The sequence below is a fragment of the Halobium salinum genome (assembly GCF_026586625.1).
Taxonomy (GTDB): Archaea; Halobacteriota; Halobacteria; order Halobacteriales; family Haloferacaceae; genus Halobium; species Halobium salinum.
This window is the reverse complement of sequence record NZ_JAODIW010000004.1, coordinates 134128-150895: the sequence shown is the minus strand read 5'-3', so window position 1 is coordinate 150895 and position 16768 is coordinate 134128. Positions and strand designations below refer to the sequence as shown.

Here is a 16768-nt window from a genome sequence, read left to right as displayed (position 1 = left end):
CGAGTACCCCCGGCTCCCGACCTACAGTTCGTCCAACACCACGCCGAACGCGTCGAGCGCGGCGGCCGTCTCGTCGGCGGACTGGCCCACCGAGACTCTGAACGCGTCGGCCGTGTCGAAGAACCGGCCGGGGACGACGAGGATTCCCGCGTCCCACGCCGCCTCCACGACCGCGTCGCCGTCGGCCGACTCGTGGCTCAGGAAGGCGTAGCTACAGCCGTCGTGGACGCGCCCGGAGAGGTCCTCGCGACCGGAGGCGAACTCGGCGAGCAACCGGTGGTTCCGCCGGAGGCGTTCGCGGGCGTCGGCACAGAGCCCCTCCCGTCCATCGACGGCCCGGGCCGCGAGCGCCACGCTCGGCTCGGAGACCGCCGGGACGTGCGTCATCGCGCCCCGTGCGTCGTCGACGAACGACGGCGGCCCGACGAGCCATCCGACACGCACGCCGCCGAACCCGAGGAACTTCGTGAGCGACCCGGTGACGACGGTGTTCGAGAGCGCCGCGGCGCTCCGCCCGCCGAAGGGGCCGTCGAGCGACTCCGCACCGAACGGGGCGTACACCTCGTCGACGAGCAGCGGTGCGTCGACCGCGGCCGCGGCCGAAGCGGCGGCTTCGAGCGATTCGAGACTGCTCCGTCGGCCGCTCGGGTTGTGACGGTTCGTCACGGTCACGAGTGCCGTCCGGTCGACGACGGCACCCTCGACTCGGTCGGGGTCGACCGCGTGGTCGGCGTCGGGGGGACGGAGGAACCGGTCGACCGTCGCCCCGAGTGCGGCAGGTGTCGCGACCAGCGGCTGGTACCCCGGCTTCTCGACGAGCACGTGGTCGTCGTCTCCGTTCAGCGCCGCGGCGGCCGCGAGGAAGTTGGCGTGGGTCGCTCCGGCGGTCACGAGGACGCACTCCGGGCTGACGCCGTACAGCTCTGCGACCTGCTCGGCGAGGCTGGTCCCCGCTGGTGGATCCGGTCGGTCGACGAGTCGCTCGGGGGCGACGCCCGTCTCGGCCGTCGTCGGGCGGAGGTCACTCGACCCCAGGTCGTGCGTCGCGGCGGCGGGCTTCCCGGCGATCCAGTCGATGTACGGGACGGCAGGGAGCATGGCCCGTTCGACGGCGGGGCGTAGGTAAGAGCTATCGCTTCTCCGAGGTCGGCTTCTGTGGGGTCGGCTCTCTGTGCGGTCAGCTCTCACCGATGCCCGAGAGCGGCCGCCCCCGATCCCAGCGTCGTTCGAACTCCCGTTCGGCCCACCGCACGGCCTCCGGGCCGTCGTTTCCGAGGTAGCCGCTGACGCTCCCGCCGTCGGCATACACTAGCAGTCCGACCGCCGGCCCGTCAGCCGTCTCGGCGACGGTGAGACTGTACGGAAGCGGTCCGTCGGCGACGCGAACGGCCAGTTTGCCGGTGTCGAGGGCCTCCGAGAGCGCCCGACTGTACGAGGAGACGAGTCGTTCCACCACGGCCTCGGCGAGGAGTATCTCCGCTTCCATCCCGCGGTCGACAATCGACTCGTGGTACGCGTCCACCTGTTGGGGAAACACAGCCGGTCCGAACGCCCGGACGTCACGTGCCCGCCGGACCAGGTCGGTGAGCCGGGTGACGGGGCGGTTGGGCGAGTGTCGTGTCGGACGGACGACCTCGCATCCGTCGACCAGCGCGCCGTCGAACGGTGTGTCCGGCGGGAGCTCCGCGAGCAGCGGTCGACACTCGAGGACGCCGGCGACGTGGTCGGCGAACCGGCGGTACTCCCGCAAGGCGAGTTCGCCCGCCAGCGTCCGCCGGTAGCCGTCGGTCGTCCGTTCGACGAGTCCCGTCCCCTCGAGTTCGCGGACCGCTCGGTCGACCGTCGAACGCGAGATATCGAGCGACGCCACGAGGTCGCGCTTGCGGGTCCCGTCGCCCCCGACGACCTCCAGTACGTCGCCGCGGCGTGCGACGGCGGCCATGATCTCGTCGGGGTCGGAATCCGTCATCCTATTGTAGCGAACGAGGACTGAATATAAGCGTTCGGCTGCCGCCCCACTACTTGAATAGAGGAAAAGTAATTTATACGATAGTCGAACGGTGACGACGATTCCGACGAGTGAAGTAATGTCGTCACGGAGCGAACGTACCGTTGCCGGGGTGCTTCTGACGCCGGCAACCTCGGCGGCGCCTCGGCCTTGCCCGGACCGTCGCGCCGCCATCGAGAGGTCCTCTCCACTGTTGGGCGGCCGCCTTGCCCGGACGGTCGCCCGGGGGCTTCGCCCCTCACTCTTCGCCGACCCGAGCGTACGCGTCCGATACCGCGTCGCGGAGTCTCGCCTCCGAAGGTCGGTAGGCGAGGTGGCTTTCACACGCACAGTCGGAGGCACCGAACCCCGACACAGGCCCGTCTCCGAGCCGTCGGGCCACCGCACACTCCACGTCGCGACCGACGGCCGTCTCGACCCCGCGGAGCGTCGCCGCGGGGTGTCCGCCGAGGTAGTCGACGTGCCAGTGGCGGACGTCGTGGTCGCCAGCGGCGACCCGTTCGTGGCGGTCGATGCGCGCGAACCCACCGGTACCCAGTGCGCTTCCGGTGTACGCGTACCAGCCCGCGTCGAAGGCGTGACTCCCGAGCGCACCGACTCCGATTCGAGCTGCCTCTGCGAGCTCGAACAGGAGGGTGTAGCTCCCGCCGTCGGTGTCGTCACCCATCGGTGGTCGGTGGGTCGCCGGCCGTGAATGGGTTCCGGCCGTCGCCAACCCCGGCGTCGCCCGACTGCCGTATCAACGCTGAAAACTGTCTTTTCGGGTGGACTGAGCCTTCTCGGGCCGAAGCTTCATTGATGCGGGCCAACATACCAACGGTATGGACTGTAGAGTCGTCGTTGAGGCCGCGGTTCCCGTATACGACGTCGAGACTGTCGACGAAGCGGTCCGAATCGCGATTTCGAAGACGGGGGAGATGCTCAACCCCGACCTCAACTACGTCGAAATCAACATGGGACACCGGAAGACGGAGTCCGGAGAGGAGCTCCCTCCGGCGTTCATCGCGGCCGACGAGGCGCTGGTCGCCCTCGAACTGGAGATGACCGTGTTCAACGTCGAGCGTGAGGAACACGCCCGGCGTATCGCTCGGAAGGAGATCGGCCAGCGACTCACCAACATCCCCCTGAAGGTCCTCGACGTCACGGAAGTCGTAGACGACGACGAGGAGGCGACGACGGAGGGGAGCGGGGAGTCGGACGGGGACGAGGCGACGACACACGGCGACGAGGAGACCGACGGGGACGAGACGGCCGGCGACGACGAGGAGGACGACCTGCTGCCCGAGTTCGAGGAGATGGTCGAGGACGACCGGTCGCAGTAGCTCGCCGGTTCGGTGTCGGGTTAGCTTCGAGGAGTAAGGCGGCGACTCAGTCGGCCTTCGCTGCGAGCGGCTCGGACTCTTCGGCGTCGATGCCCTTCGTGACTCCCTTTGCGAGTTTGAAAACAGCTGCTTTGTGGTCGGTCTTCGATTTGTGGATGGATGTCGGTCGGACTCCGAGATCCTCGTACTCCTCCATCGCGAACGTATCATCCTCCCACTCTTCGCACTGGTTCTGTACTTGAGCAAGCAGGCCGTGAATGTGAATGAGCTCCTGCTTCTTCATAGGCACTACCCGCTTGCCGCTGGAGGGTTATAGAACTATCCTGACTACCGTTACCACACTCCTCCGGGCTGTTTGACACAACTGCGAATTCCGCAGTATTCGGCCCCGTCGACTGGTCAGAAAGGAGTAACGTGCTCGAGGGCTGGCGGGTCGACACACCGCTGACTGTCGTCGATCAGGGGGTCGGCGGGCAGACCCACAAAGTGACATTGGGGTGCAGAAATTCGGCGTTTTCACCGGGAGGATGCGGCGGGACAGTCGGCCCGTTCACTGCTCGTCGACACCGGGTCGTCCCGTCCGGACTACTCGAACTGGCGGACTATCTCGAGGTCGCGTTCGGTCCGCATGAACTCGGTCAGCCGTCGGGTGGCGTGACAGTTGGGACAACTGAAGTTCACGCGCGTCTCCGGCAACTCGGTCGGATTCGATTCCCACTCTTTGCCGCACTCGGGGCACAACAGCCGGACGAACGCTTCGACCATACCCGAACGTGAGCCAGCACGGTCAATAAAACTTCCCGCCGTGGGAACGACTGTCACCTCCCCTCAGCACGGGCGGCGACCCCAGCTCGTCCGTCTACTCGACGAACAGGCCGACGTCCTCGGCTTCGAGGAGCTCCTTGTACCGGTTGCGGATGGTGACCTCGGAGATGTTCGCCACCTCGCTCACCTCGTTCTGGGTCACCTTCTCGTTGGTGAGCAGCGAGGCGGCGTAGACGGCGGCGGCGGCGAGTCCGACCGGGGACTTCCCGGAGTGGATGCCGGTCTCCTTGGCGTTCTTCAGCAGTTGGCGGGCGCGGCGCTCCGCTTCGTCGGAGAGGCCGAGGTCCGAGGCGAACCGCGGGACGTACTGCTCGGGGTCCGCGGGCTGAATCTCGAGTTTGAGCTCGCGAACGATGTAGCGGTACGTCCGGGTGAGCTCCATCTTGTCGACCCGACAGACCGCGGCTATCTCGTCGAGGCTGCGCGGCGTGCCGGCCTGTCGGGCCGCGGCGTACAGCGACGCCGTGGCGACGCCCTCGATGGAGCGACCCGGCAGGAGGTCCTCGGACAGCGCCCGGCGGTAGATGACCGAGGCGGTCTCGCGGACCTGCTGGGGGAGGCCGAGCGCGGAGGCCATGCGGTCGATTTCGCCGAGGGCCTGCTTCAGGTTGCGCTCCTTGGAGTCGCGGGTGCGGAAGCGCTCGTTCCACGTGCGCAGGCGCTGCATCTGGCGGCGCTGCTTCGCCGACAGGGTGCGCCCGTAGGCGTCCTTGTCCTGCCAACCGATGTTCGTCGACAGCCCCTTGTCGTGCATCATCTTCGTCGTCGGGGCGCCGACGCGGGACTTCGCGTCCCGCTCGGAGCTGTCGAACGCACGCCACTCCGGGCCACGGTCGACGGCGGCGTCCTCGACGACGAGCCCGCAGTCGGCACAGACGGTCTCGCCGTGCTCGTCGTCGGCGACGAGCTGGCCCTCGCACTCGGGGCAGGTGCGGACGGCCTCGCTCACCTCGTTCTCCGGTCGTTCCTCCTCCCGTTCGCTGGCGTCGGTGTAGGTTCTGATGGTGGTGTCGCTCATGGTGGGGCGGACGGACCTCTCCGGGGATAGAGAGACAGAAAGGCGTAATCCGGCGCGGCGCGTCCTTACCCATAGTAAGGTCGAAAAGGATATAAACCTGTCGCGGAAGTGCTTCGCCGAAAACCGAGCGACAGGAGCCGTGAAACGCCAACTATTCCGGTTCTGTCCTTTTCGAGGCGACCGATTAGGAACGTATAACGATCTCGCACCGGCGTGACCTATCTAATATAAATATTTCGTAGATAGTGAATGTGCTCGGCCGACAGACGGCCGCGTGGTCGGCGTCCGGGAGTCGACACTCGACAGTCCGTCCACCGACTCCTCCGGCCCCTAACTCCCGACCGTTGCTCTGCTCCCGTCTCCACCGTCCGCTGTGTGCGCCTCGCCGCTTCGAATCAGCGCTCGGCGGCCCAGTCGAGGGCGGCTCGGATGTCCGTCTCGGGCGGCGAGCAGGTGAACGACCGGCACGCGTAGGCGGTCGGCTCGCCGTCGACGGCCTCTCGACCCTTCCAGATCGGCGGCGCCTCCTCCAGGCCGAGGGTGTCCAACCACTCCGCCAGCCCCGCCTCGGTCGCGGGGCGCGGGGAGACGACGGCGTCCGGGAGGTATCGTGCGGAGAGGGCGTCCCGCCAGTCGTCCGGGACCGTGTCCGTCGCGAGGGTCAACTCGAGCGGGCCGCGGTCGTACTTGTCGGCCGCGAGAGCCAGCGAGACGTGTTCGAGCGGGCTCCCGCGGATTCGGTTCGCGTGTGTCTTCAGGGTTCGGTCGACCACGTCCTCGAAGCCGGCGCTCGGGTCGAAGTGCGCGAGGTCGAGCAAGAGGCCGACGGCGACGCCGAGACTCGACGGCGTGGACTGGTCCTGAAGCTCCTGTGGTCGGGTAACCAACCCCTCCCCACTCGACGGGGTGAAGTACAGCGTCCCGGCCTCCTCGTCCCAGAACTCGGCGACGACGGTCCGGGCGAGGTCGAGTGCGAACGCGAGGTGCGTCACGTCGCCGGTCGCTTGGTACAGGTCGAACGCTCCGCGCCCGAGGAAGGCGTAGTCGTCGAGGTAGCCGTCGCCCTTTACGTCCCCCTCCTTGAACCGGCGGGCCAGCCGTCCGGGGCCGTCGCTCCCGTCCGCCTCGGCCGTCCACAGCCGCTCGCGGACGAACTCGAGGGCGGTCTCGGCCGTCTCGGCGAGCACCGGGTCGAGCGCCCGGGCACCGAGGGCGTACGCCGATATCATCAGCCCGTTCCAGCCGGCGAGCACCTTCTCGTCGCGAGCCGGGCGTGGACGTTCCTCGCGGGCCTCGAACGCCGTCACGCGGGCTTCGAGCAGGCGTTCGCGCACGTCGGACTCCGCCATCCCGTACTCCTCGGCGAGGTCGACGACGCCCCTCGCCGCCGACAGCACGGTCCGCCCGCCCTCGAAGTTGCCGCCCGACGTGATACCGTAGTAGTCACAGAAGAGTTCGGCGTCGACGTCGTCGAGGATGCCGTGGACCTGCTCGCGGGTCCAGACGTAGAACGCCCCCTCCTCACCCTCGCTCTGGGCGTCGAGCGTGCTGTAGAACCCCCCGTCGGGGTGTCTGAGTTCGCGCTCGACGAACGCGAACGTCTCCTGGGCGATGCGGGCGTACCGACACTTGCCGGTCACCTGGTAACCGGCGAGGTACGCCTTCGGGAGTTCGGCGTTGTCGTACAGCATCTTCTCGAAGTGGGGGACGGTCCACTCGGGGTCCGTCGTGTACCGGTGGAACCCGCCGCCGACGTGGTCGTACAGCCCGCCGTCCGCCATCGCGTCGAGCGCGTCGACGGCCACGTCGAGCGCCTCGCCGCGTCCGCTCCGGATGTAACTCCGCAACAGGAGGTCGACCCGCCCCGGCTGGGGGAACTTCGGACCGCTCGTCCCGAACCCGCCGTTCTCGCGGTCGGCGCTCCGGAGGGCCGCACCGGCCGCGCTCCCGAGAATCGTCTCGTCGGGCGCCTCGTCGGCGGGTTCCGGCGTCGACTCCAACTCGTCCTGGATGGCCGCGGTCCACTGGTCGGCGCGGTTCTCGATCTCCTCGCGGTCCGCCTCCCAGGAGTGACGGAGCCGTTCCAGCACGTCGCGAAAGCCGGGCATCCCGCGTCGCTCCTCGGGCGGGAAGTACGTGCCGACGTAGAACGGGCGCCCGTCCGGCGTGAGCCACACCGAGAGGGGCCAGCCACCCCCGCCGGAGACGAGCTGGCAGACCGTTTGGTAGACGCGGTCGACGTCCGGGCGCTCCTCCCGGTCGACCTTCACCGGGACGAACCCGTCGTTGAGAACCGCCGCCACCGCCTCGTCGGTGAAGCTCTCCTCCTCCATGACGTGACACCAGTGACACGCCGAGTAGCCCACCGAGAGGAAGATGGGGACGTCGCGCTCGCGGGCGGCGTCGAGCGCGATGTCGTCCCACGGCTGCCAGTGGACCGGATTGTCCGCGTGTTGGCGGAGGTACGGACTCTCCTCCGCACCGAGTCGGTTCCGGTCCGCAGAATCGCTCATAGGTCGCTTACGACCGCCTCCACCTAAAGGGTCGTATTCGCGTTCCGAACGGTCTCCGGGGGTGCCGCTCGGACAGCCGTGAGGGCCGACCGGTGCCGGGACGCGGCGAGTCCCGCTCGACCGGCGCGCCGGTCCCCGACGGACCGCCCCGAGTCTCGGCGGGGACGGTCGAGTACCGCCGTCGTACCACACATTCGTGCGCATTTTCCTCCCGCTCGAAGGTAACGCTTACACTCCTGTGCGTATCGCTACCGACTATGAGCGAGACGGTACTCCTCGTCGGCGGCGGCGGCCGCGAACACGCGGTCGCCCGGTCGCTGGCCGACGACTGTGACCTGTACGCCTGCGCGAGCAACCGCAACCCCGGCATCGTCGCCCTCGCCGACGGGTTCAAGTCCGTCGAGGAGACCGACACGGAGGCGGTCGTCGCCTACGCCGAGTCGGTCGACGCGACCCTCGCCGTCGTGGGCCCCGAGGCGGCTCTCGCCGCGGGCGTCGCGGACGCGCTCGCCGAGGTCGGAGTCTACACCTTCGGCCCGACCGCCGAGGCCGCCCGCATCGAGACGGACAAGGCCTACCAGCGCCGGTTCATGCAGGAGGAGTCGATTCCGGGCTGTCCCGACTTCGCCGTCTTCGAGGACCGGGACGCCGCCTGCCAGTACGTCGACGCCTACGACGGCGACCTCGTCGTCAAGCCCGCCGGCCTCACCGGCGGCAAGGGCGTGAAGGTGATGGGCGACCAGGTCGACGCCGAAGAGGCGAAGGCGTACATCCGGGAGGGCGGCCACGACCGGGTCGTCCTCGAAGAGCGCCTCGTCGGCGAGGAGTTCACCGTGCAGGCGTTCGTCGCCAACGGGGAGGTCCGACCGACCCCCGCCGTGCAGGACCACAAGCGCGCCTACGAGGGCGACGAGGGTCCGAACACCGGCGGGATGGGGAGCTACAGCGACGCGACGCTCGAACTCCCGTTCATGACCGCCGACGACTACGCCGACGCCGTCTCGATTCTCGAAGCCACCGTCGACGCCCTCCCCGAGTACACCGGCGTGCTCTACGGCCAGTTCATGCTCACGGCGGCGGGCGTGAAGGTCGTCGAGTTCAACGCCCGCTTCGGCGACCCCGAGGCGATGAACACGCTCCCCGTGCTGGAGACGCCGTTCGTCGACGTGCTCGCCGCCGCCCGCGACGACGACCCGCTCCCGGAGCTCTCCTTCGCGCCTCGGGCGACGGTGTGTAAGTACGCCGTCCCGGCGGGCTACCCGACCGACCCCGACGCCGGCGCCCGAATCGAGGTCGACGAGGCCTCGGTCGACGCCGCGGCCGCCGGGAAAGGGGACGCCGACGCGCTCCTCTTCTACGCCTCCGTCGACGAGCGCGAGGACGGCCTCTACACCACCACCTCGCGGTCGTTCGCCGTCGTGGGCTTCGCCGACGACATCGAAACGGCCGAGGCGGTCGCGGAGGAGGCGCTCTCCGCGGCGGGCGACGGCCTCCGCATCCGCCACGACATCGGGAAGGCCGACCTCGTGCAGTCCCGAATCGACCACGTCGAGGAGCTTCGGGGCTGAGTCGTCGATAGGGACGCCACTCGGTAGCGACTCGCGCGTCGGACACGCGGCGACGACCGGCCCATCGACCGGCAGGGTGGGGCTCCCGAAGGGGACGCCGTCTCGACGGGGGCTTCCGTATGCTCCGCGACGACCGAGGAGCCGGCTCTCGCTCCGTCGAACCCGACGGCACCTCCGAAGGACCGCGCCCCTTCAAGGCCCCGCCGGACCAACTCCCGTCGTGAGCGAGGACACCCCCGGTGAGGACGCCTCCGAGGAGACCACCGCCGACGAGAGCGCCCCCGACGACACCCCCGCCCGGTACGACCGCACCACCCGCCACCCGACGCCGGGGCCGCGGAACTCCCTGCACGACTGGCCCAGCCACCGCTCCCCGCTGGTCGTCGCCTTCAACTATGCACTCATCTGGCTCGTACGGGTCTCGCCGAGCCTCCGCCTGAAGCGACGCCTCCTCTCGGCTATCGGCGTCGACGTCGGGGAGGGTGTCTCGTGGGGGCTCGAGGCGACACCGGACGTGTTCTGGCCGAACTACATCACGCTCGGCGACGACGTCATCGTCGGTTACGACGCTACCCTCCTCTGTCACGAGTTCCTGCAGGAGGAGTACCGAACCGGCGAGGTCGTCCTCGGCGACCGAGCGATGATAGGGGCCGGCGCCATCGTTCTACCGGGCGTCCACGTCGGCGCCGACGCACAGGTCGCCGCCAACTCCCTCGTCGCCCACGACGTGCCCCCGGGGGCGACGGTCGCGGGTGTGCCCGCGGAGGTCGTCTCGGAGACCGACTCCGACGCGGAAGACGTGACCGACGACTGAATCGGAGAACCCTTTTCTCGCCGTACGGCGACGGTGTCCGACGTGGTCCCGCTCCAACCCCTCCTGTTGCCCGTCTTGGTCGCCCTCGGTGTCGGCTGTCTCGCCCTCGGCGTCGCTTCGTTCGTCGGTTGGGTGTATCTCGACGCACGGGCACACGGCCGGTCGAGCCGTAGCGCGGTCGCCTGGGCCGTCGTCGCGCTCTTCGGGCCGATGACGCTCGTCTACCTCCTCCTCGTCCGTCCGCGCGCCGGCCCGCGCGAGTATCCGCCGACACGCCGCGAACGGGGGACGCTCGCCTTCGCGCTCGCGTCCGTCGGCGCGATGGTCCTCGGCGCGACGCTGTCGCCGCCGGACCCGCTCACGCAGGTTCTGTACCTGACGGCGTTCCTGCTCGTGACGCTTCCGGTCGCGGCACTCGCCGTGTCCGGAACCGTTCGGCGTCGACTCGGAGAGGCTCTCCGGTAGCGTCGGTCGCCGCCAGCTACAACCGAACTCCGTTCCAACTCGTGACCGTGACTCCGCCGACCGGCGTCGCGACGCTCGCCTCCCGCCTCGCCGACCTGCTCGAGGACCCGGTCTCGCTGTTCACGACGCTCGTCGGACTGCTCGTCGTCTGGTACGCCTGGTCGCGGGTGACGGCGGACCCGGACCTCGACCGGGCGAAACGGGTGTACGAGGAACGGCGGTCGGAACGCGACGAGGAAGGGCACGGGAAAGGCGACGGGGAGAGGAACGGGGGCTGATGCCGCGACTTAGCGCACCCGAACGATGCCGTCCTTGAACACCCGGCTGTTGGGAACGATGTACTCCTCCTCGTCGCTCTCGACGTGGGTGACGAACAGGTCGACCTCCTGGACGATGCCGCGCTTCTCGCCGAGTCGGACCTCGTCGCCGATGCCGTAGGGTTCGTTGAGGAGGAGGTACACCCCGGCGGCGGCCGAGCGGAGCATGTCCCAAAAGGCGACGACCGAGAAGGCGATGAGCGCGAGGCCGTAGACACACAGCAGCGCGACGAGTGCGAGGACGTCCAGACCGACCTGCGACAGCGCGATGAGCGTCGCGATGTAGAAGACGGTGTACTTCGCGAGCAGCGGGATGACGTTCACGTCCGGGAGCTTCACCTCGCTGAGGCGCTCCTGGACGACGAGTTCGACCTTGTCGCCGACGACGACCCCCACGATGAGGATGAGGACGGCGATAAAGAGTTTGGGAACGAACTGGACGAGGTCGCTCCAGAAGATGGCGGTGTACTCGATTCGCGCCACGGTGAGCGCGACGACGATGGCGATGGCGAGCACGAAGTACGCCGACAGTTGAGCGACGATGGCGACCGTCGAGGTGCCCAACTCGCGGGCCATCCGCTCGAAGGCGGTTCCCTCGATGGTCGACGGAACGCCCGCCCGGCGCAGGAGCCGGCGGTTCACCAGACCGACGAGGTAGGCGAGCATCGCCCCGAGCAGGAAGACGGCGGCAGCGAGCCAGTAGCGCGGCGGGACGTCCCCGAGGACGCCCCCACCGAACTGCAGCACGGTCAGTACTCCTCCGGGTCGATCTCCAACAGCAGTTTTCCACCCTTGAACGCTCGAACCAGCCCGTCGGACTCGGAGAGTACGATGGAGATGGCGTTGGTGTCGCGGGTGATGGCGCCGCCGGCCATGTGGCGCGCGCCGAGCCCCTTCGGGATGTCGACACCCTCGGCGGACGGTTCGAGGTAGCGGTAGGCGGAGACGATCTTCCCCGAGTCGCTGATGACGAACGCGCCGTCGAGCCGCGAGAACTCCTTCAGCATCACGTTCACGATGGGGTCGCCGACGTGGACGTGGGACTTCTCGAAGGGGTTGTACGAGAGGGGCCGGGACTTGTTCATCACCTTGCCGGCGTCGCCGACGATGAACAGCGCGCCGACGGGTTTCCCCTTCTGGCCCTTCTTTCCGAGTTCGATGGCCACGTCGAACACGTCGCGGACGACGCTCGGCTCCGCTCGGGAGTTGGTAAAGAGGTCGTAGATACCCGAGCGCATCTCCTCGCCCACCCGGACGCGGACGATGGAGTCGATGTCACCGCCGAACGTCGGCACGGCACAGGCGACGACGTCGCCGTCGCCGAAGAGACCGCGCTCCATCGCACCTTCGATGCCGAACCTGATTCGGTCCCGGATGTTGTCGAACTCGAGGGGGAGGTCGACGTACGTCTCCGCGTCGACCGCGTTCTCCGGCGCGACGACGACGAGGTCCGCGTCCTCCTCCCACCCTTCGAACCGCTCGTAGAAGGACCCGCTGGGGGAGAAGAGGAGCACGCCGTCGACGCCGTCGACGAGGTCGCCGACGAGTTCGCTGAGCGTCGCCATTGAAACTGGAAACTCGTGAGAGGGAGAAAAAGGTACGGGGTGTGTCATACGCCCGTCGGGGAGTTTCGGCGCCGATTGCCGGGGAACGCGACGGTCACCCCTCGACGACGCCCCGGGACGCGCTGCTCGACCCCTTAGAGGTCCTTCCCGCCGTTGACGTCGATGACCTCGCCCGTGATGAACGAGGAGTGGTCGCTCGCGAGGAAAGCGACGACCTCCGCGACCTCCTCGACGGTGCCGAGGCGTCGCAGGGGAGTGTCGGACTTGATGCGGTCCTTGATGCGGTCGGGGAGTTCCTCGACCATCTGCGTCGCGATGAACCCCGGGGCGACGCAGTTGGCGGTGGCGCCCTCACGGGCGAGTTCGAGCGCGAGCGTCCGGGTGAATCCGAACATCCCCGCCTTCGCGGTCGCGTAGTTGGCCTGGCCGAAGTTCCCGCCCTTCCCGACGATACTCGAGATGTTGATGAGTCGTCCCCCGTCGGCGGCCGCGAGGTCGTCGTAGAACGTCTGGGTGCAGTGAAACGCGCCGTCGAGGTGGACGTCGAGCACCACGTCCCACTCCTCGTGAGACATCTCGCTGAACAGCACGTCCTGGTTGATGCCGGCGTTGTTCACCAGTACGTCCACCGTCCCGAACGTCTCGTGGACCTCCTCGCGCATCCGCTCGACCCCCTCCAGGTCGGTCACGTCGGCCTGCACCGCGATGGCGGAGCCGCCCGCCTCCTCGATTGCCTCGACGGCCTCCTCCGCCTCGCCCGCGGAGCCCCGGTAGTTGACGACGACGTTACAGCCCTCCCTGCCGAACCGCTCGGCGATTCCTCGTCCGATTCCGCGCGACGACCCGGTGACGACGCAGGTTTTCTGTTGCATGGTGCTGGTTTCTTAGGCCGATGTCCAATGAACTTTTATGATGGTGGTTTGCGTGTCGGCCGTCGGTAGTCTCGCCGGGGCCGTCCGGCTCGTTCGGTTTAAACTAGCCCGTTCGACTCTCCCGACCCGTGCGAACCACTATCCGTGGTGAGTGTGAGGTCGACTCATGCGTTTCGAGCCGACGCCCGAGCAGGCGGCCCTCCGAGACGACGCCCGGACGTTCGCCCGGGAGGTCGTCGACCCGGTCGCTCGCGACCTCGACCGTGACGGGTCGTATCCCGGTGAGATTCTCGCCGAACTCGGCGACAGACGACTGACCGGTCTCACGACTCCCGAGGCGTACGGTGGGCGCGGCGAGGGGATGGTCGAGTTGGCGCTCGTCGTCGAGGAGTTGCCGGCCTCTCTCATGGCCGTCGCTAGCGCCCTCGGGCTCCACCTCGGCGTCGCGGAGGCTATCGAGCGTTTCGGCACCGACGACCAGCGCGAGTCGCTGCTCCCCGAGATGGCGGCCTACGACACCGTCGGCGCGCTCGGCCTCAGCGAGGAGAACGCCGGAAGCGACAAGTCTCGACTGGAGACGACGGCGAGACGTGAAGGTGGCAGCGACGACGACGGCGACGAGTGGATTCTCGACGGCCACAAGCGCTGGGTGACGAACTTCGCCGACGCCGACCTCGTGCTCACCTACGCGCGGACCGGGTCCGATGCGAACGGCCGGCAGCGCGTCACCGCCTTTCTCGTCCCGACCGAGGCCTTCGAGGTCGACACCGTCTGGGACACCCTCGGTGCCCGGAGCGTGAAGTCGCCGAAGGTGACCCTCGACGGCGTGCGCGTCGGCGACGACCGCCGCGTCGGCGAGGTTGGACGGGCGATGGCCGAGCGCGGGCGGCTCGACACCGGCATCAACGTCCCCGCCCGCGGCGTCGGTATCGCTCGCGCCGCGCTCGAAGATACCGTCGCCTACACGAGCCAGCGCGAACAGTACGACCGGCACATCGGCGACTTCCAGGGCGTGCGCTGGCGCGTCGCGGAGATGGCCGAACGCGTCGACGCCGCCCGCCTGCTCACTCTCCGCGCGGCCGACCTGGCCGACCGCGGCGTCGACACGACGCGGGCGTTCTCGATGGCGAAGGTGAACGCGACGCAGGCCGCCGTCGACAACGCGAACGAGGCGATGCAGCTCCACGGCGGAATCGGCTACACGACCGAGCGCGACGTGGAGCGATACCTGCGCGATGCGCGGTTGTTGACGGTCGCCGGCGGGCCGAACGAGGGACACCGAGATACGGTGGCGGAGGCGGTGTACGAGAGGCACGGTGGGGAGAATTAACCGATTTTCGGGGTCCTGGGACCGGATTTGAACCTCAGTCGCTCCGTTCGCTGACGCTCACTTCACTCCCTGGTTCGAATCCGGACGTAGTGATTTCTCTGCTCACTATCGTTTGCAGAGAAATGCACGGGACCGGATTTGAACCGGCGGACTCCTACGAGACAGCGTCCTAAGCGCTGCGCCGTTTCCTGGCTTGGCTACCCGTGCGCATCCCGGAGTACCGCCAACGCGCCAAAGAACCTATCGCTCTCCGTCGAACCCGGCTTCCGAGCGGACGACAAAACCCGACTTCCAACTGTGGGCGGGGCTTCCGAAGGTCACTACCGACACGACAGTACCCAGCGAATCACACCCGACTCCAACGAATCCGCATGCCCGCAGACTCTTACCACGTCCCGCCGACTCCCGACGCATGACCAGCCGACCCCCGACGCCAGCGCCCCATCCGGTCGTCGGCAACACCTACCAGTTCGCCCAGTCGCCGTTCGAGTTCATCGACAAGGCCAAAGACGACCACGGCGACGTGTTCAACATCGACCTGTTCGGCCGGCCGGACCTCTACGTGCTCACCCACCCCGACCACGTCCGGCAGGTGCTCGTCGACGAACCGGAGGCGTTCGCGAAGACGCAGGACTTCGCGCGGGCGTTCGGCGACGGACTGCTCGCCATCGACGACGCACGGTGGGCCGACCACAACCGGATGCTCCAGCCGATGTTTCAGGCTGAACGCATCCGCGAACACACCGACGTCATCCGCGAGCGCGTCGAACGCCGCCTCGACACGTGGGAGGCGGGCGACGTAATCGACGTAGAGGCCCAGATGAACGGCCTCGCCCTCGAAATCCTGTTCGCCGTCGTCCTCGGTCGGGACCTCGGCGTCGGGGAGGACGACCACCTCCGGGAGGCCGCGAACCGCCTGGGGTACTGGTTCGAGCCCATCTCGTGGACGCTCCCGTCGTGGGTGCCCACTCCGGCCCGACGGAAGTTCCGCGACGCTCGCGCCACGCTGCGCGAGGAGGGGGAACGCCTCATCGACGAGCGTCGGGAGGAGGGCGTCGACGGCGACGACCTGCTGTCGACGCTCCTCCGGGCGTCCGAGGGGGACGCGCCGGTCGAACTGTCGGACGAGCAGATATACGACCAGATGGTGACGATGATTTTCGCCGGCCACGAGACGACGGCGACGGTGATGACGTTCGCGTGGTACCTCCTCGCGACCCACCCGGCGGTCCGCCGACGACTCCACGAGGAACTCGACGCGGTCCTCGGCGACGAGCCGCCGACGGCCGACACCCTCGGCGAACTCGACTACCTCGACCACGTCGTCAACGAGACGATGCGGCTCTACCCGCCGGTTCACACCATCCCCCGGCGCACCCGCCTCGACGTGGAGGTGGGCGACTACCGCATCCCGGCGGGCGAGGAGGTCCACCTCTCCGTCCTGCAGATTCATCGCGACGGCCGGTTCTACGAGGACCCGCTCGGCTTCCACCCGGAGCGCTGGGACGACGAGGAGGACGCCGGCGACGAGGACGACCGCGAGAACTTCGCCTTCGTCCCCTTCGGCGCCGGCCGGCGGAGCTGTCTGGGCCGGCCGCTCGCCCTCACCGAGGCGAAGACCGTGCTCGCGACCGTGATGCAACGGTGCGACCTCGAAGCGACGAAGCGCGCGGTCGAACTCGGCGGCCGCATCACGAGCAAGCCCAAGGAGGGCGTTCCGATGCGGGTCACTCCGCTCGACGGGTAGTCGCGAGCGACCCTCACCACGGGCCGGTGTGCACCGGGGAAGGGGTCAAGTAGGTCGGGTCGGTAGGGGGTGTCATGTACCGGGCGGGCGACCGAATCGAACACGAGGAGTGGCTGACGGAACTCGAACGCGCCGGCGACGCGCTGTCGCTCTCCTCCGACGCGCGGTCGACGGCGGCGGACCTCTTTCTCTCGAACGTCCCCGAGGCGGAGCGCTCGAAGCGCGCGGTCGCCGCCGCGAGCCTCTACGCCGGCGCGCTCATCGCCGGCGACGAACGCTCGCAGTCGGCCGTCGCCGACGCCATGTCCGTCACGCGGCTCAGCGTCCAGCAGAAGTGGAAACCCATCCTCGAAGACGCGGGGTTCAGACCGCCGACGTGGTGAAGCGAGGGGTCGGTAACTTCG

At 68.4% G+C, this 16768-nt stretch carries 18 protein-coding genes and 1 tRNA gene; 8 read left to right on the top strand and 11 right to left on the bottom strand.

Translation table 11 applies throughout. From position 1 onward, the window contains the following. Positions 1-21: 21 nt before the first annotated feature. From N5095_RS00780 to N5095_RS00770, 3 genes are all read right to left on the bottom strand, one after another. Complete coding sequence (locus N5095_RS00780) at positions 22-1098, bottom strand: pyridoxal phosphate-dependent aminotransferase (protein ID WP_267619989.1); 1077 nt, start codon at positions 1096-1098, stop codon at positions 22-24. 79 nt (positions 1099-1177) lie between these two features. Beyond that, the gene (locus N5095_RS00775; protein ID WP_267619986.1) at positions 1178-1969 is read right to left on the bottom strand and encodes a helix-turn-helix transcriptional regulator; all 792 of its coding nucleotides are present in this window, start codon (positions 1967-1969) and stop codon (positions 1178-1180) included. 277 nt (positions 1970-2246) lie between these two features. Then, positions 2247-2675, bottom strand: a complete 429-nt coding sequence (locus tag N5095_RS00770; protein WP_267619984.1) for a GIY-YIG nuclease family protein — start codon at positions 2673-2675, stop codon at positions 2247-2249. Between the two features lie 154 nt (positions 2676-2829). Here N5095_RS00770 and N5095_RS00765 point away from each other — a divergent pair, with 154 nt between their 5' ends. Continuing rightward, positions 2830-3330 carry a DUF555 domain-containing protein gene (locus N5095_RS00765; RefSeq protein WP_267619982.1) on the top strand — a complete coding sequence of 167 codons (501 nt, stop codon included), beginning with the start codon at positions 2830-2832 and terminating at the stop codon, positions 3328-3330. A 46-nt stretch (positions 3331-3376) separates the two neighbouring features. On the opposite strand, the gene N5095_RS00760 is transcribed toward N5095_RS00765, so the two are convergent. From N5095_RS00760 to N5095_RS00745, 4 genes are all read right to left on the bottom strand, one after another. Then, a complete protein-coding gene (locus N5095_RS00760; RefSeq protein ID WP_267619980.1) occupies positions 3377-3613 on the bottom strand; it encodes a UPF0058 family protein in 237 nt (78 codons plus the stop codon). A gap of 302 nt (positions 3614-3915) precedes the next feature. Further along, a complete protein-coding gene (locus N5095_RS00755) occupies positions 3916-4095 on the bottom strand; it encodes a DUF7836 family putative zinc-binding protein (protein WP_267619979.1) in 180 nt (59 codons plus the stop codon). Positions 4096-4189: 94 nt separating this feature from the next. Beyond that, complete coding sequence (locus tag N5095_RS00750) at positions 4190-5173, bottom strand: transcription initiation factor IIB (protein ID WP_267619977.1); 984 nt, start codon at positions 5171-5173, stop codon at positions 4190-4192. Between the two features lie 395 nt (positions 5174-5568). After that, complete coding sequence (locus N5095_RS00745) at positions 5569-7686, bottom strand: thioredoxin domain-containing protein (RefSeq protein ID WP_267619975.1); 2118 nt, start codon at positions 7684-7686, stop codon at positions 5569-5571. 257 nt (positions 7687-7943) lie between these two features. Here N5095_RS00745 and purD point away from each other — a divergent pair, with 257 nt between their 5' ends. The 4 genes from purD (at position 7944) to N5095_RS00725 (ending at position 10811) form a co-directional block, all read left to right on the top strand. Beyond that, positions 7944-9254 carry a phosphoribosylamine--glycine ligase gene (gene purD, locus N5095_RS00740; RefSeq protein ID WP_267619973.1) on the top strand — a complete coding sequence of 437 codons (1311 nt, stop codon included), beginning with the start codon at positions 7944-7946 and terminating at the stop codon, positions 9252-9254. A gap of 220 nt (positions 9255-9474) precedes the next feature. Then, positions 9475-10068, top strand: coding sequence for an acyltransferase (locus N5095_RS00735; RefSeq protein WP_267619971.1), 594 nt, complete (start codon positions 9475-9477; stop codon positions 10066-10068). A 42-nt stretch (positions 10069-10110) separates the two neighbouring features. Further along, positions 10111-10533 (top strand): hypothetical protein, encoded by a 423-nt coding sequence (locus tag N5095_RS00730; RefSeq protein WP_267619967.1) that lies wholly within the window; start codon positions 10111-10113, stop codon positions 10531-10533. Between the two features lie 47 nt (positions 10534-10580). Next, on the top strand, positions 10581-10811 hold the full coding sequence (locus N5095_RS00725; protein ID WP_267619965.1) for a hypothetical protein: 231 nt from the start codon (positions 10581-10583) through the stop codon (positions 10809-10811). 9 nt (positions 10812-10820) lie between these two features. On the opposite strand, the gene N5095_RS00720 is transcribed toward N5095_RS00725, so the two are convergent. The 3 genes from N5095_RS00720 to N5095_RS00710 form a co-directional block, all read right to left on the bottom strand. Further along, positions 10821-11603, bottom strand: a complete 783-nt coding sequence (locus N5095_RS00720; RefSeq protein ID WP_267620271.1) for a mechanosensitive ion channel domain-containing protein — start codon at positions 11601-11603, stop codon at positions 10821-10823. Then, on the bottom strand, positions 11600-12415 hold the full coding sequence (gene dacZ / locus N5095_RS00715; RefSeq protein WP_267619963.1) for a diadenylate cyclase: 816 nt from the start codon (positions 12413-12415) through the stop codon (positions 11600-11602). The genes N5095_RS00720 and dacZ overlap by 4 nt, the downstream gene beginning before the upstream one ends. Before the next feature lie 134 nt (positions 12416-12549). Next, on the bottom strand, positions 12550-13287 hold the full coding sequence (locus N5095_RS00710) for a beta-ketoacyl-ACP reductase (RefSeq protein WP_267619961.1): 738 nt from the start codon (positions 13285-13287) through the stop codon (positions 12550-12552). A 166-nt stretch (positions 13288-13453) separates the two neighbouring features. Between N5095_RS00710 and N5095_RS00705 the strand changes: the two genes are divergently transcribed. Next, positions 13454-14617, top strand: a complete 1164-nt coding sequence (locus tag N5095_RS00705; protein ID WP_267619959.1) for an acyl-CoA dehydrogenase family protein — start codon at positions 13454-13456, stop codon at positions 14615-14617. 123 nt (positions 14618-14740) lie between these two features. On the opposite strand, the gene N5095_RS00700 is transcribed toward N5095_RS00705, so the two are convergent. Beyond that, positions 14741-14824: transfer RNA gene (locus N5095_RS00700), tRNA-Leu, on the bottom strand. Positions 14825-15029: 205 nt separating this feature from the next. Here N5095_RS00700 and N5095_RS00695 point away from each other — a divergent pair. Both N5095_RS00695 and N5095_RS00690 read left to right on the top strand, forming a co-directional pair. Then, a complete protein-coding gene (locus tag N5095_RS00695) occupies positions 15030-16364 on the top strand; it encodes a cytochrome P450 (RefSeq protein WP_267619957.1) in 1335 nt (444 codons plus the stop codon). 74 nt (positions 16365-16438) lie between these two features. After that, positions 16439-16747 (top strand): transcription initiation factor IIB family protein, encoded by a 309-nt coding sequence (locus tag N5095_RS00690; RefSeq protein ID WP_267619955.1) that lies wholly within the window; start codon positions 16439-16441, stop codon positions 16745-16747. The last annotated feature ends 21 nt before the right edge of the window (positions 16748-16768 follow it).